This is a genomic window from Pseudoclavibacter terrae, from assembly GCF_008831075.1.
In the GTDB taxonomy this organism is placed as follows: Bacteria; Actinomycetota; Actinomycetes; order Actinomycetales; family Microbacteriaceae; genus Pseudoclavibacter; species Pseudoclavibacter terrae.
In genome coordinates, this window is sequence record NZ_WBJX01000001.1 from 1,142,173 (window position 1) to 1,156,317 (window position 14,145).

Annotated in this window: 13 protein-coding genes; 7 read left to right on the top strand and 6 right to left on the bottom strand. The window is 69.5% G+C overall.

Going from position 1 to position 14,145, the window contains the following annotated elements; translation table 11 throughout:
• Position 1: 1 nt before the first annotated feature.
• Complete coding sequence (locus F8O03_RS05285) at positions 2–1,357, top strand: glycosyltransferase 87 family protein (protein ID WP_151422894.1); 1,356 nt, start codon at positions 2–4, stop codon at positions 1,355–1,357.
• On the opposite strand, the gene metX is transcribed toward F8O03_RS05285, so the two are convergent.
• Positions 1,250–2,458: a homoserine O-acetyltransferase MetX gene (metX, locus tag F8O03_RS05290; protein ID WP_151422895.1), complete on the bottom strand. Its 1,209-nt coding sequence runs from the start codon at positions 2,456–2,458 to the stop codon at positions 1,250–1,252. The genes F8O03_RS05285 and metX overlap by 108 nt on opposite strands.
• Positions 2,459–2,486: 28 nt before the next feature.
• Complete coding sequence (locus tag F8O03_RS05295; protein ID WP_104253505.1) at positions 2,487–3,776, bottom strand: bifunctional o-acetylhomoserine/o-acetylserine sulfhydrylase; 1,290 nt, start codon at positions 3,774–3,776, stop codon at positions 2,487–2,489.
• A 144-nt stretch (positions 3,777–3,920) separates the two neighbouring features.
• Between F8O03_RS05295 and F8O03_RS05300 the strand changes: the two genes are divergently transcribed.
• Genes F8O03_RS05300 through F8O03_RS05315 form a run of 4 tightly spaced genes read left to right on the top strand, consistent with a single transcriptional unit; the run spans position 3,921 to position 7,687 of the window.
• Positions 3,921–4,742 (top strand): SDR family oxidoreductase, encoded by an 822-nt coding sequence (locus F8O03_RS05300; RefSeq protein ID WP_151422896.1) that lies wholly within the window; start codon positions 3,921–3,923, stop codon positions 4,740–4,742.
• Entirely contained in the window at positions 4,739–5,470 is a 732-nt protein-coding gene (locus tag F8O03_RS05305) for a Type 1 glutamine amidotransferase-like domain-containing protein (RefSeq protein WP_151422897.1), read from the top strand. The genes F8O03_RS05300 and F8O03_RS05305 overlap by 4 nt, the downstream gene beginning before the upstream one ends.
• Positions 5,467–6,189, top strand: a complete 723-nt coding sequence (locus F8O03_RS05310) for a uracil-DNA glycosylase (protein WP_151422898.1) — start codon at positions 5,467–5,469, stop codon at positions 6,187–6,189. Before F8O03_RS05305 ends, F8O03_RS05310 begins: the two co-directional genes overlap by 4 nt.
• A 46-nt stretch (positions 6,190–6,235) precedes the next feature.
• Entirely contained in the window at positions 6,236–7,687 is a 1,452-nt protein-coding gene (locus F8O03_RS05315; RefSeq protein ID WP_151422899.1) for an amidase, read from the top strand.
• Between the two features lie 22 nt (positions 7,688–7,709).
• On the opposite strand, the gene F8O03_RS05320 is transcribed toward F8O03_RS05315, so the two are convergent.
• The 3 genes from F8O03_RS05320 to F8O03_RS05330 form a co-directional block, all read right to left on the bottom strand.
• Positions 7,710–8,105, bottom strand: a complete 396-nt coding sequence (locus F8O03_RS05320) for a Fe-S oxidoreductase (RefSeq protein WP_151422900.1) — start codon at positions 8,103–8,105, stop codon at positions 7,710–7,712.
• A gap of 115 nt (positions 8,106–8,220) precedes the next feature.
• Entirely contained in the window at positions 8,221–8,976 is a 756-nt protein-coding gene (locus F8O03_RS05325) for a PspA/IM30 family protein (RefSeq protein WP_104253499.1), read from the bottom strand.
• Between the two features lie 98 nt (positions 8,977–9,074).
• The gene (locus F8O03_RS05330; RefSeq protein ID WP_167516483.1) at positions 9,075–11,165 is read right to left on the bottom strand and encodes a TPM domain-containing protein; all 2,091 of its coding nucleotides are present in this window, start codon (positions 11,163–11,165) and stop codon (positions 9,075–9,077) included.
• Positions 11,166–11,422: 257 nt separating this feature from the next.
• Here F8O03_RS05330 and F8O03_RS05335 point away from each other — a divergent pair, with 257 nt between their 5' ends.
• Positions 11,423–11,725, top strand: a complete 303-nt coding sequence (locus F8O03_RS05335; RefSeq protein WP_167516504.1) for a DivIVA domain-containing protein — start codon at positions 11,423–11,425, stop codon at positions 11,723–11,725.
• Positions 11,726–11,801: 76 nt separating this feature from the next.
• Positions 11,802–12,632, top strand: coding sequence for a siderophore-interacting protein (locus tag F8O03_RS05340; RefSeq protein WP_151422903.1), 831 nt, complete (start codon positions 11,802–11,804; stop codon positions 12,630–12,632).
• Here F8O03_RS05340 and F8O03_RS05345 read toward each other — a convergent pair whose 3' ends face one another.
• Entirely contained in the window at positions 12,633–14,096 is a 1,464-nt protein-coding gene (locus tag F8O03_RS05345) for an SDR family NAD(P)-dependent oxidoreductase (protein WP_151423117.1), read from the bottom strand.
• Positions 14,097–14,145: the final 49 nt, after the last annotated feature.

Genomic DNA, 14,145 nt, shown 5'->3' on the forward strand with positions numbered 1-14,145 from the left:
CATGACTACGTCGTGGATCGCCCGTCACTGGCGAGGCCCTCTCTCGATCGTGACGCTCTGGCTGGCCTTCGCCGGCGTGCACTACGTGCTGATCCTCGTGAACCTGTACTCGCTCTCGAACCCGATGGGCGACGTCTTCCAGGTGTACCGCGGGTGGGTGGATCAGGCGCAGCAGGGGCAGGTGCCCGGCATCGACGCGACGTTCGTGTATCCGCTGCCCTCGCTGCTTCCGATGCTGCTCGCCGACGTGGTGGGCGGGCAGGCGAACTACGGTCTCGGCTGGCTGCTCGTGGTCACGGCGGGCAATGCGGTGGCGTTCGCGGCCCTGACGCTCTGGCGGCCGTCGTCGCGCGACGCGCGCCTGCGCCAGATTGCCGCGTGGTGGTGGCTCGTTCTGATGGCACTGCTCGGTCCCGTCGCCCTCGGGCGGATCGACGCCATCAGCGTCCCCATCGCGCTGCTCGCCCTCCTGTCGCTCCGACGGAGGCCCGAGATCGCCGGCGCGCTCCTCACCTTCGGGGCATGGCTCAAGATCTGGCCGGCCGCCGTGTTCGCGGCCGCTTTCATCGTGCTGCGGCACCGCCTCTGGCTCGTGGCGGGTGCCCTCGTCGTCTGCGCCGCCGTGCTCATCCCGGCGTTTGCACTCGGAGGGGGATCGAACGTGCTCTCCTTCGTGACCGAGCAGACCGGCCGGGGGCTCCAGGTCGAGGCGGTCGCGGCGACCGTGCCCATGTGGCTCGCCTCGATGCAGGTGCCCGGCTACAGTGCCTCCTACTCCATGGAGATCCTGACCTTCCAGGTCTCCGGGCCCGGCACCGAGTTCGTCAGCGCGCTGCTCACTTCGGTGCTTGCCGTCGCCGTGCTCGGCGTGGTCCTGCTCGCGCTCGTCTCCAAGCGCCGGGGGATGCCCTTCACCCGGTTGTTCCCGGCGCTCTCGCTCGCGCTCGTGCTCTCGTTCATCGTCTTCAACAAGGTCGGGTCACCGCAGTTCATCACCTGGCTGGCGCCGGTCATCGTGTTCGGCCTCATCGTGGACGTCAGGCGGTTCGCGCTGCCTGCGGGGATCGCGCTGTGCATCGCCTGGCTGACGCAGGTCATCTACCCAGGCAACTACAACTTCGTCACCGACGCCCACGCGGCGGGCGTGGCCCTGCTCGCGGGCCGAAACGGCCTCCTGGTGGTGCTGCTCGTGTGGGCGCTGTGGGCGATGTGGCCGCGCAGCAGGCGAGCCGCGCCCGCCGCCTCGAGGTCAGCCGTTCACGAGCATCGATCGGATCGCGTCGCCGACGTGATGGATCTCCAGCAGGAACCCGTCGTGGCCGAAGTTCGATCGAATCGTGACGGCACGGTCACCTGAGTAGCTGTTCGGCACGCCGGCCGCGATGCGGTGCTGCGTCTCCGGCGGGAACAGCACATCGGTGGAGATGCCGATGACCATCGTCGATGCTGTGACGCGTCCGAGAGCCGCATCGACCCCGCCACGGTCTCGGCCGACGTTGTGCGAGCTCATCGCCGTCAGCAGCGTGATGTAGCTGTTGGCGTCGAATCGACGCGTGAACCGGTTGCCGTGGAAGTCGAGGTAGGACTCGACGGCGTAGCGGCCCTCGTCCTGCTCCGGGCTGAGGTTCGACTGCCAGCTGCGGCCGAAACGGTCGTCGAGCTCAGTGCCCGAGCGGTAGTTCAACATGGCCAGCCGCCGCGCCAGCGCGAGTCCCCGGTGCGGCCCGAAGCCGGCGGGCTCGTCGGCGTAGTCGCCGTCGTTGAAGTTCGGGTCGAGCCTGATGGCATCGATCTGCAGGGTGTTCTGCGCGATCGTCTGCGCGTCCGAGGCCGCTGGGGCGCTCATCACGATGAGCCGCTGCGTCCGGTCGGGGTACATGATGCCCCATTCGAGCGCGTGCATCCCGCCCATGGAGCCGCCGATGACGGCCGCGAACGTCGAGATGCCGAGGTGGTCGGCGAGGAGCGCCTGAGCCCGAACCTGGTCGCGGATGGTCAGGACGGGGAACGAGGCCCCGTACGCATTGCCGCGCGCGTCGAGGCTGGCTGGACCCGTCGAGCCCTGGCAGCCGCCGAGCATGTTGGGGGCGATGACGAAGTAGCGGTCCGTGTCGAGGGGCGCCCCTGGGCCGATGATGCCGGGCCACCAGCCGGCGGTCGGGTGCCCCGGGCCGAGCTGCCCTTCGACGTGGGAGTCGCCGGTGAGCGCGTGCAGGACGAGGATCGCGTTCGACCTGTCGGCGTTCAGCGTGCCCCAGGTCTCGTAGGCGAGTCGGATGAGCGGCAGCTCGCCGCCGTGCTCGGGGCTGAAGGCCCCGAGCCACGCGAATTGGCGGTCGCCGACGTCGTCGCCGTCGCGCCAGGCGCCGGAGGCGGGCGGCCTCAGTGAGGCCGCCCGCAGTTCGTCGTTCGGGATCCTGCCGCTCGGCGGCGAGATCCCGTGATCTGTCCAGTCCATCAGCGCCAGGCTAGCGGCAACTCCGCGCTTACGCGCGGAGGGAGTCGAGTGCCTGCGCGAGGTCCGCGATCAGGTCGTCGACGTTCTCGAGACCGACCGAGAGCCGCACGAGTCCCGGGTTGATGCCGGAGGCGAGCAGCTGCTCTGGGGTGAGCTGCGAGTGGGTCGTCGACGGAGGGTGCACGATGAGGCTGCGCACGTCGCCGATGTTGGCGAGGTGGCTGAAGAGCTGGACGCGCTCCACGAGCTTGCGCCCTGCCTCGACGCCGCCGCGCAGCTCGAACGAGAGGATGGCGCCGGCGCCGTTGGGCGCGTAGCGCTGGGCGAGCGCGTTCCATGGGCTCGAGTCGAGGCCCGCGTAGTTCACGTTCTGCACCTCCGCGTGGCCCTGCAGCCAGCTCGCGATGGCGGTCGCGTTGGACACGTGGCGCTCCATGCGGAGGCTGAGCGTCTCCACGCCCTGGAGGATCTGCCAGGAGGACGCGGGGGCGATGGATGCGCCGATGTCGCGCAGGAGCTGCACGCGGGCCTTCGTGTGGAAGGCGTTCGCGTTGCCGAGCGCGCCCGTGTAGCTCAGGCCGTCGTAGCTCGGGTCGGGCTCGGAGAGTCCGGGGAAGCGGGCCTTGTGCTCATCCCACGGGAAGCTGCCTCCGTCGACGATGATGCCGCCGATGACGGCGCCGTGGCCGCCGAGGAACTTCGTGGCGGAGTGGACGACGATGTCGGCTCCGTGCTCGAACGGGCGGATGAGGTAGGGCGTCGCGATGGTGTTGTCGACGATGAGGGGCACGCCGACCTCGTGTGCGACGTTCGCGACGGTCTCGATGTCGAGGATGTTCACGGCGGGGTTGCCGATCGTCTCGCCGAAGAACAGCTTCGTGTTGTCCTTGGCGGCGGCGCGCCAGGCATCCGGGTTGTTCTGGTCTTCGACGAACGTGACGTCGATGCCGAGCTTGGCGAACGTGTACTTGAAGAGGTTGAACGTGCCGCCGTAGATGGAGGTCGAGGACACGATGTGGTCGCCCGCTCCGGCGATGTTGAGGATCGCGAAGGTCTCGGCGGCCTGACCGGAAGCGAGGGCGAGGGCGCCGCTGCCGCCTTCGAGGTCGGCGATTCGGGCCTCGAGCACGGCCGTTGTCGGGTTGGTGATGCGCGTGTAGATGTTGCCCGCGCGGGAGAGGGAGAACAGGTCGGCCGCGTGCTGTGCGTCGTCGAACACGTACGAGGTCGTCTGGTAGATGGGGGTGACCACCGCGTTGGTCGTCGGGTCTGGGGCGGAACCGGCATGGATCTGCCTGGTCTCGAAGCTCTGGGTCATAGGTAGCCTCCGGGTCGGCTGCGACCCGACTGGACTGTCGGGTGGCACCGAGTGTGGCAGTGGGCGTCCAGGGTGGCAACGGATCGGGACACAAATCGTCACGCGTTGAGCGTTCGCGACATGCGCGCATGCCACGATGGAGGCATGCCTGAACAACAGAGGACGCGTGTGGTCGTGGTCACGGGAGCGAGCAGCGGGATCGGCCGTTCGACGGTCAGGTCCCTGCGAGCCGATGGGCGAGAGGTGCTCGCGACGGCTCGCCGTGCGGATCGACTGGACGAGCTCGCCGCTGAGACCGGGGCGGAGGTGCTCGCCGGCGACATCACGAGCGATTCGTTCGTCGCTGAGCTGCGGGATCGCGCGGCCGAGCTCGGCGAGGTCGAGGCGCTCGTGAACGTCGCGGGCGGGGCGTTCGGCACCGAGAGCGTCGAAGAGAGCCGCATCGATGACTGGCAGCGGATGTTCGACCTGAACGTGCTCGGCACGAAGCGCGTCATCACCGCGTTGCTGCCGCTTCTGCGTGCCTCCGCTGCGAGCAGCCAGGACGAGTTCCCGCACGCCGACATCGTCACCGTCACCTCGACGGCCGGGCGAGTCATCTACCAGGGCGGCGGAGGGTACGTCGCGGTCAAGGCGGCCGAGGCGGCCATGATCGGCGTGCTCCGGCTCGAGCTCGGCGGCGAGCCCATCCGCGTCATCGACATCGCGCCCGGCATGGTGCACACCGACGAGTTCACGCTCAAGCGGATGCGAGGTGACGAGGCGTCGGCCGCGAAGCTCTACGAGGGTGTCGATCATCCGCTCACGGCCGACGACATCGCTGCGACCATCCAGCTCGCACTGCAGCTGCCCGGGCACGTCAACGTCGATGAGCTCATCGTGCGGCCGGTGGCCCAGCGTGAGCAGTTCCAGCTGCATCGCGGTCGTCTTGCGATGAAGGACACGGCGAAGGAGTCGAGCGAATGAGCATCTTCCTGGTCGGTGGCGGCGACGGGCCCGGGGTCGAGCTCGCGCTCTCCCAGCTCGCGAGCGACGCGCGCCTGCGGGCCGGTGGCGAGACTCCGGTCATCGCGATCATCGCGGTCGGGGAAGCACCCCGGCCCGTCGCGGACTGGTTCGCCGACCGTCTGCGGTCGCTGGACCCCGGCGTCCTCGCCACGCCGGTGCTCGCGCGCAGCACGGAGGCTGGCGAACCGCTCGACGAGATCGACCTCGCGAGCTTCTCGACGGCGCACGCCATCCTCGTCGCCGGCGGGCACACGCCCGCCTACCTGGCGGCACTGGCGCCACTCGCGACGGACGTTCGTCGCCTCGTCAGCGAGGGGGTGTCGTACCTCGGCTACTCCGCAGGGGCGGCGATCGCGGCCGACGAGGCCATCATCGGGGGATGGCGCATCGGCGGCGTGCCCGTGGCTCCTGAGGAGTCCGGTGAGGGGCTTGACGAGGTGACGCTCGAGGCGGGACTCGGGCTGGTCGATCTGACCATCGAGGCGCACGCCGCGCAGTGGGGTCTCGTCGCGCTGTGCGCAGCGAGCATCGAGGCGGGGCTCGCCGAGCGCATCCTCGCCATCGACGAGGACACGGTTCTCAAGGTGGGGGAGGGTGCACTCGAGATCCTCGGCTCCGGCAGCGTCTGGCAGCTCACTGCAGCTGAGGGCGGCGTCACGGTCTCGTCGAGTCGCGCGTCCGGATGACCGGGCCCGCGGGGCTCGCGGACCTCGCGCGACTCGACCAGGGCTGGGCCAGCGCGCTCGAATCGGAGGCTGGGACACTCGCCCAGATCGACCTTCGCCTCGAGGCGGAGGTCGAGGCAGGTCGCGGATTCCTTCCCGCCGCAGAGCACGTCCTGCGGGCCTTCACGCAGCCCCTGGATCAGGTGCGCGTGCTGATCGTCGGTCAGGATCCGTACCCGACGCCCGGACACCCCATCGGCCTCTCGTTCGCGACCGACACGCACGTGCGGCCTCTCCCGCGCAGTCTCGCCAACATCTACCGGGAGCTGCACGACGACCTCGGCATCGAGCCGGCGGTGAGCGGTGACCTCTCACGCTGGAGCGAGCAGGGCGTCCTCCTGCTGAACCGGGTGCTCACGGTCTCCCCTGGGGCGGCGGGGTCGCATCGCGGCCTCGGGTGGCAGGCGGTCACCGATGCCGCGATCGCGGCGCTCGTCGCCAGGCAGACGCCGCTCGTCGCGATCCTGTGGGGCAAGGACGCGCAGGCCCTGGCCCCGATGCTGGGCGAGACCCCGCGCATCGAGAGTCCGCACCCGAGCCCGCTGTCCGCATCCAGGGGGTTCTTCGGCTCGCGACCCTTCTCCAGGGCCAACGAGCTTCTGCGTGACCAGGGAGCTGCCCCGGTCGACTGGCGCGTCGAGACGACGGACAGCGTCGTCTCGACGCCGTCCCTCTTCTGACTCTTCCCATCCGGGCGTGACGTGCCCGCTCCTCGAAAGGCACACCATGAGCGAACCGCTGCACGAACTCGGCGCCATGAGGCAACGGGAGCTGATCGCCACCGGCGAGCTCTCGCCCGTCGACCTCGCAAGCGCCTATCTCAGAAGGATCGACGCCGACGCGGGCAGGTCGGGCGCGTTCATCACCGTGACGCACGAACGCGCACTCGACCGGGCGCTCCGGCTCGAGCAGGACCCACAGGCCCGCTCGTGGCGCGTTGACAGACGCTCAGCCCCGCTCTGGGGCATGCCGTTCGCGGACAAAGACCTCGAGCCTCGTGCCGGCGTGCCCACGACGTTCGGCTCCCGAGCCTTCGCCGACCATGTGCCCGAGGTGAGCTCGCCGCTGGTCGAGACGATGGACGCCGCTGGCGGCGTCAGTCTTGGCAAAACGAACACCCCGGAGTTCGGGCTCCCCGCGTACACCGAGAACGCGGTCGCCGCCCCGGCCGTCACCCCGTGGGGCTCCGGGCTCGGTGCTGGCGGCTCCTCAGGTGGAGCCGCCGCCGCTGTCGCCGCTGGACTGCTGCCCTTCGCGCCGGGCTCGGACGGCGGAGGCTCCATCCGCATCCCCGCCGCGGCCTGCGGGCTCGTCGGCCTCAAGCCGAGCCGAGGTCGCGTGCCAGACGGTTCGGGCGTCGGGTCGCTGGCCGGGCTGCCAGTCGCCGGGCCGCTCGCGAGGACAACAGCGGATGCGGCGCTGCTGCTCGACGGCATGATCGCCCGCCGCGCCGACGGAGATCAGGCCGACCGGAGCGCGCTGACGGCTCCGGCGGGGGAGCGTTCCTACGTCGACGCGCTGGAGATGCCCGTCCGAAGACTCCGCATCGGCTTCAGCACGTGGTCGCCGTGGTCGACCCACTACGCGATCGACCTCGACGATGAGGTCGCCGAGGTCTTCGAGGCGACCAAAGAGCACCTCGCCAGGCTCGGGCACGAGCTCCTGCCCTCGACCCCGGTGGATGCGCCCGAATACGTCGACGCGTTCCGCACGGTCTGGCAAGCGGGAGCATCCACCATTCCGCTCGAGGGGGAAGCACTCGAGGCGCTCGAGCCGTTGACGCGCTGGCTGGTCGGCGTTGGAAGGACGAAGTCGGCGGCGGAGCTGGCCGCCGCGCTCGCTTCGCTGGGTGCGTTCGAGCGCAGCATCATCGCCCAGTACTCGGAGTTCGACGTCGTGCTGACCCCGACCCTGGCGATGACGCAGAGGCCGCTGGGATGGTTCGACGCAGCGGACGGGGAGCGGAACTTCGAGCAGCAGTGCCAGTTCACGCCGTACACCTCGTACGTGAACGTGACAGGCCTGCCCGCGATCACGATGCCGGCGGGTTCAGCGCGCGGTCTGCCGGTCGGCGTGCAGGCCATCGGGCGCCCGGGGGATGACGCGACGCTGCTTCGACTCTCCATGGAGCTCGAGCGGGAGCTGGACTGGCCGAGGCGGTATCCGCCCACGTGGTGAGCGGCGACGTGCTCTCGTACGGTCAGCCGCGAGCGGCTGGGCGCCGACGTGGCGGCAGGTAGTTGCCGTCTTCCAGACCGGCTTCGATCTCGAAGCGGTTCTTGAGCGGGTCGAATCCGGCGAGCCAGTACAGGGGCGGGAACAGGAAGCCGTGGCGCTTCCACTGCTCGACGTGCACTCGCTCGTGGCGGAACACCCGCTCGCCGACGACGTCGCGCGTCAGGTAGACACGGCCGACGCAGGTCCCTCCTCGGCGGAAGACCCACTTCGGGAGACCGCGACAGACGATGAGCCCGTCGTGCACCTCCACCCGGCCCGTCGAGAGCGGGACTCCGACGACGAGGCCGACGACCGTCGCCGCGTGGTACCCGAGTCGCGAGATCGGCGAGTCGAGGAACAGGCTCTTGAGGGGGTTCATGGTGACGGCCTTCCGACGCTGACTGTGGTGCCTCGAAAGGCTGGGAGAGAAGGACGCCGCTGAGACCCGACCGTGTGCGACGGGTCTCAGCGGCGAACACTGCCGGCTTCGATGCCTAGAAGCTCTGCTCCGGGGCATCGATGGCGGCGGGGGCACGCTGCCCCTGCTTGAGCGCGGCGAGGCGCGCCTCGACCTCGGTCAGCTTGCCGAGGTCCTCGAGCTGGTTGAACTGCGAGTCGAGGCTCGAGGTCTGCAGCTCCTGCTGGCCACGGACGAGCGCCTCCTGGCGACGCACCTTCTCCTCGAAGCGGCCGAGGTCGCTCGTCGGGTCCATGACGTTGATGCTGCCGAGGGCCTCGTTGACCTTCTGCTGCGCCTCAGCCGTCTTGGCGCGGGCGGCGAGCTGGTCGCGCTTGGCGCCGAGCTGGCGCAGCTTCTCGCGCATGCCCTCGAGGCCGCCCTTCAGCTGGTCGACGACCTGCGTCTGGGCGCGGATCTGCGGTTCGGCGGTGCGGGCCTCGGTCTCGGACTCGATCTGGCGTGAGAGCGCGACCTTCGCGAGGTTGTCGAACTTCTGCGCGTCGACCTCGTCGTTCGCGGCACGGAGCTCGTCGGCCTTCCGGCTCGCGGCGAGCGCCTTGTTGCCCCACTCTGACGCGGCCTGCACGTCCTCGCGGTAGTCATCTTCCAGCATGCGCAGCTGGCCGATGGTCTGCGCGATGGCCGACTCGGCTTCCTTGATGTTGGCCGTGAAGTCGCGAATGAGCTGGTCGATCATGAGCTGCGGGTCTTCCGCGTTGTCGATGAGCGAGTTGATGTTCGCGCGGACGAGCTGGCTGATTCGTCCGAAGATGGACTGCTTGTTGGACATCGAGTGCTTCCTTCTTGCTGGTCGGTTCCTGATGGTCCCTGGTGGATGGCCGTGCTGGGGGTGGTGTGCGTGTGGGCTGTGTGTTTCCGGGAGCTGCGTCAGCGCCGCCGGCCGCCGCCCGAGGAGCGGAAGCCGCCGCCTGAGGAGCGGAAGCCTCCGGACGATCTGAACCCGGAGGAGCCGCCTGAGCGTCGGCTGGAGCCGCCTCCCCAGGAGCTTCCGCCTCCCCAGGAGCTCCGGCTCGAGGAGCCGCTGTTGCTGATGAGGCCGCCGAGGATCCCGCCGAGGAGCCCCGAGTCGAAGCTGCTGTTCGAGCTGCCGCCAGACGCCATGCCCCAGCTCTGCTCGTAGCCGCTGCGCTGCATCTGCACCTGGCTCCTCGCCTGCTCGGTCGCCCGTTCGGCGAGGCTGATCGCGCTCTTGGCTCGCTGCATCGCCTCTTCCGGCTGCGTCGCGGCGAGCTGCTCTGCCGTTCGGAGCTCCGTCTCTGCCTGCTGGATGCGGGCGCGCGGTTCGCTCTCGACGGCGCCGCGTCGTCCGTCGATGAACTGGAGCCCTCCCGTGACTGCGGAGCGCGCTTGTGCCAGCGCCACATCGAGCTGACGGCGCACACCGGCGAGGCGCTCGTGCTCGTCCAGCAGCGATGCGATGGCGGTGTCGAGCGCCTCGTCTGCCTCGCGCAGAGCCCCGAGGGTTCGGAGGGGGTCAGCCGCTGCTGCTCCGCCGGAGCGGGCCCGGCCGATGGCCTCCTGGGCAGCTGTCTGCGCTGCGGCCGCCGCGGCGGCGACGTCTGGTTGCAGTGACGCCTGCTGGACGAGCTGGGAGCTGCGCGCGAGGCCCGATTCCAGCTCCCCGATCTCCTGGCGGATGAGCTGCTCCGCGTTCTCCAGGTCGCTCGCTGCCGCGCCGATCGAGCCCAGCACCGAGCTCACCCGTGCGAGCGCGAGCTGCGCGTCACTGATGTCGACCGCTGCGGGCCCGGTCCGGCCCTCCCGCAGACCGCCGTCCGCATTCTCCGTCTCCGTGCGAGCCAGCGCGAGCAGCTCCCTCGCGTGCTGTGTGGAATCGTCGACGGTCGAGAGCGCCTGTGCGCTGTAGCGTGCGCGGAGGGCCGTCAGCTGCGACTCGGCACCCTGCATCTGCCCTTCCAGACGGTCGAGCTCGCCCCGCACCTGCCTGAGCAGCTCCGGCGCATTGCGTTCCATGTCCCGGAGCTTCTCGAATCGCGCGGCCTGCTCGGCGACGCGCTGCTCGGCCTGGTTCGCGAAGCCGAGGATGGCCTCGTTCATCTGGATCTTGGCGGGCTCCGGCTCCGGGGTCGCGTCGAGGTACTGCCCCTGGACGTCGAACGCTCGTCGCAGCTGCTCGCGCGCATCCGCGACTGCCGCCCGGTACTCGGCAACCGGTTCCTGGCCGAACTGCGCCTCGGCGAAGCTCACCTCCTGGTCTGCGGCGGTCACGAGGTTGTCGACCCTGACGAGCTCGCCGGCGGCGCGCTGCGCCAGCTGCTCGAGCTGCGCCTGGCGCTGGGCCTGGGTTGCTCGCTCGCCCTGCTTCTTCTTGCGTCGCGCCAGGAGAACGACGACCAGGATGATGACGGCCACGACGACGATGAATCCGCCCACGAAGAGGAAGATCGGCCCCGCGTCAATGCTCGGTGCAGTTCCGGCCGGCCCGCTTCCTGCGCCCGTCAGCTCCTGGCGGAGGGAGTCGGCGGCAGAGACAGCGGCTTGGCCGTAGTCGCCTGCATCGAGGTTCGGCGCGATGGACTGCGTCTCGATGTCGCGAAGCGCCCCGTCTCCGAGAGGGAACGTGCTGTCGGTGTTGAGCCCGAAGTCGAGCTGATCGACGCCGACGTAGAGGATGACCGCCTCCGAGCCGAGGTCGTTGACGGACGCGAACTCGCTCGCCCAGTCGAACCCCGCGCTCGGGTTCGAGAATCGATCGACGATCGCGAAGTACATGGTGAAGTCCGTGTCCGCCTCCAGAGCGGAGATCGCCTGCTCGATGTCGGCGGTCTCGCCAGTGACGAGCCCGTCTGGGTCGAAGATGTGCCCGTCGGGGGAACCCGGGCTCGCAGCCGGCGCTACGGCAGAGGAAGTGATCGGAGAGACCTCGGCGGATGCTGGCGCACTCGTCCCGAGGAGTGCAGCGGCAACGATGCCGAGCAGAGAGAGCACACGACGCACGGAGACCCCTTTCTGGCCGGTCAGCGGCCTCGGTCGTAACGCTAGCGGGACCAAGCCGTGAAGAACGTGATTGTTGTGCGCGTCGTCGCCGCGCGGGTGAACACGTTGGGAACACCGGGCGTCGTGGGGGTGGCCAACGTGAGCACTCGGTGACAATCGGGCGTCGATGTGTGATTCCGCATGGAGTTCCGTAGAATTGTCGTGCACCGGACAAGCGCTCCTTGTCCGGTTTTCACATGAGACACAGGAGGTCCAACGTGCGAAGTGAAGACGTACGCACCAAGCGGTTCAACGCGCTGAAGTTCGACGGCTGCTACGACGTGCAGGAGGTCGACCAGTTCCTCGACCAGGCGGCGGCAACGCTGGAGGCGTTCGAGAGCGGCCGCCCTGAGGAGGCCCAGATCGCCGGAGCCCACGAGGTCGAGGCAGTGAAGTTCACCTCGCGGGTCTACGAGCGCGGCTACTCGGCGCAGGAGGTCGACGTGTTCCTGGAGGAGCTTGCCGACGCCATCGCGCGGTACAAGCGCTCGGAACCCGCCACCGACGCGCAGGGGGCGTGAACCGGGTCCATCACCCGCTCCTCGTGGGTCTTGTTAGGCTGTCCTAACTCGTACCGCCACCGTCAGGAGCCCCCACGTGACCGATGCCGTCATCCAGAAGCCGCGCAAGCGCGGACCCACCGTCCGCCTGACGGTCGTGCGAACCGAGCGCCTCAGCCGTTCGCTCGTCCGCGTCCATTTCTCCGGCGCCGACCTCGACGACTTCGATCTCGAGCACGCCGACACCTACCTGAAGCTGCACTTCGGCGAAGGCGTCGGTGAGCTCGAGCTCCCCTTCGACCTGCAGGAGCTGCGGGCCACGCTCCCGATCGACCAGGTGCCGGTCCGCCGCACCTACACGGTCCGCGGCATCGACCGCGCGAGCGGAACCGTCTCGGTCGACTTCGTCGTGCACGGCGACGCCGGGGTGGCCGGGCCATGGGCCAGAGACGCAGAGCCCGGCGACGTCATCGTCGCCAGCACTCCACACGGGGCGTACTCCCCGCTGCCCGACAGCGACTGGCATCTCATCTGCGGCGACGAATCCGCGCTCCCCGCCATCGCCCGCACGCTCGAGGCGATGCCCGCGGACGCCAAGGGCGCAGTGCTCCTCGAGGTCGCCGGCGACGAGGACCACATCCCTCTTGGAGCGCCGACGGGCGTCGCCGTGACCTGGATCCACCGGGGCGAGCACGGCGGCTACGACCGCCAGCTGCTCGCGGCTGCGGTCGAGGAGCTCGATCTCCCGGACGGAAGAGTCCAGGTCTTCGCGCACGGCGAGCGCGAGCAGATGAAGCGGCTGCGGAAGAACTTCTCCGCGCGCGGCATCGATCGCTCGCAGCTCTCCCTCTCCGGCTACTGGGCGGCGGGACGGACCGAGGACGCCTTCCAGAGCGAGAAGCGCGAGCCGGTCGGCCAGATCTTCTAGCTACCAGGAGCCTGGCTTGTAGTCCTTCAGGAATACGCCGAACAGGTCCTCGCCGGCCTCGCCCCGAACGATCGGGTCGTAGACGCGCGCGGCTCCGTCGACCAGGTCGAGCGGAGCGTGGAAGCCCTCTTCGGCGAGCCGGACCTTGGTGAAGTGCGGCCGCTCGTCCGTGATCCAGCCCGTGTCCACGGCGGTCATGAGGATGCGGTCGCTCTCGAACATCTCCCGCGCGCTTGTGCGCGTGAGCATGTTGAGTGCGGCCTTCGCCATGTTCGTGTGGGGATGACCTGGGCCCTTGTAGCCGCGACCGAAGACGCCCTCCATCGCGGAGACGTTGACGATGTAGGTGCGCCTGGCCGACGATGCCCTGAGCGCGCCGCGCAGCTTGCTGACCAGCAGGAACGGGGCGGTCATGTTGGCGAGCTGCACCTCGAGCATCTCGATGGGCTCGACCTGGTCGACGTGCTGGGTCCAGGAGTTGATGTGCAGCTCGTCCGGCACGAGTCCGCCGGCGTCGATCGCGGTGCCGGCCGCGAGGCGCTCGAGCGACGAGGAACCAGCGGCCATCGCGTCGGCGCTGAGCTCCTCGGCGGTGCGACCGGCGGCCGACGAGAGGATCGGGTGCGCCGCAACCGACTCCGCGAGGGCGAGCGGATGCGCGTCGTTGGTGTGCCCGAACGTCACGAGTTCCGGGAGAGGGCCGTCCGGCAGCGGTGCCAGCTCAGCCTCCACGAGCGGCGCGTAGGCGCCAGGGGAGCGGCGCACGGTCTGTGCCGCGTTGTTGATGAGGATGTCGAGCGGCCCCGCGGCGGTGACCGAATCTGCGAGTCCCATGACCTGAGCGGGGTCGCGGAGATCGATGCCGACGATCTTCAGCCGGTCGATCCACTCGGCGGAATCGGGCAGCGCCGAGAAGCGGCGCACGGCGTCGCGCGGGAAGCGCGTCGTGATGGTCGTGTGCGCACCGTCGCGCAGGAGGCGCAGCGCGATGTACATGCCGATCTTGGCGCGACCGCCCGTGAGCAGCGCGCGCTTCCCCGTGAGGTCGGCTCGTGCATCCCGCTTCGAGTGGCTGAACGCCGCGCACTCGGGGCAGAGCTGGTGGTAGAACGCATCGACGACCGTGTACGGCTGCTTGCAGATGTAGCAGGCGCGTGGCTTGAGGAGCTCGCCCGCGGTCGGGGTCGTCGTCGAGGTGGAGATCGGGATGCCGCGGGTCTCGTCGTCGATGCGATCGGGCGCGCCGGTCGCGGTCGCCGCGACGACAGCCTTGTCGGCGTCCGCGATGCGCTGCCGCTTCGCGGCACGTCCCACGCGCTTCACGTCCTTGAAGAACTGGGCTGTCGCTCGGCGCACGGTGATGAAGTCCGGGTCCTCGCGGTCGTACGCGGACAGCTGCTCGAGCACCCGCAGGGTCGTCGCGAGGTCGGCTTCGCCGATGCGCTCCGGTGCGCTGCTCGCGATGGTCGCATCGTCGGGCGTCGCCGTTGGCGTCTCGTCTGGGGTCTCTGAA

What these genes read in the sequence shown, in the direction of transcription:
- F8O03_RS05285 (WP_151422894.1), top strand. Translation starts at nt 2, where the DNA reads ATGACTACGTCGTGGATCGCCCGTCACTGGCGAGGCCCTCTCTCGATC.
- metX (WP_151422895.1), bottom strand. Translation starts at nt 2,458, where the DNA reads ATGGACTGGACAGATCACGGGATCTCGCCGCCGAGCGGCAGGATCCCG.
- F8O03_RS05295 (WP_104253505.1), bottom strand. Translation starts at nt 3,776, where the DNA reads ATGACCCAGAGCTTCGAGACCAGGCAGATCCATGCCGGTTCCGCCCCA.
- F8O03_RS05300 (WP_151422896.1), top strand. Translation starts at nt 3,921, where the DNA reads ATGCCTGAACAACAGAGGACGCGTGTGGTCGTGGTCACGGGAGCGAGC.
- F8O03_RS05305 (WP_151422897.1), top strand. Translation starts at nt 4,739, where the DNA reads ATGAGCATCTTCCTGGTCGGTGGCGGCGACGGGCCCGGGGTCGAGCTC.
- F8O03_RS05310 (WP_151422898.1), top strand. Translation starts at nt 5,467, where the DNA reads ATGACCGGGCCCGCGGGGCTCGCGGACCTCGCGCGACTCGACCAGGGC.
- F8O03_RS05315 (WP_151422899.1), top strand. Translation starts at nt 6,236, where the DNA reads ATGAGCGAACCGCTGCACGAACTCGGCGCCATGAGGCAACGGGAGCTG.
- F8O03_RS05320 (WP_151422900.1), bottom strand. Translation starts at nt 8,105, where the DNA reads ATGAACCCCCTCAAGAGCCTGTTCCTCGACTCGCCGATCTCGCGACTC.
- F8O03_RS05325 (WP_104253499.1), bottom strand. Translation starts at nt 8,976, where the DNA reads ATGTCCAACAAGCAGTCCATCTTCGGACGAATCAGCCAGCTCGTCCGC.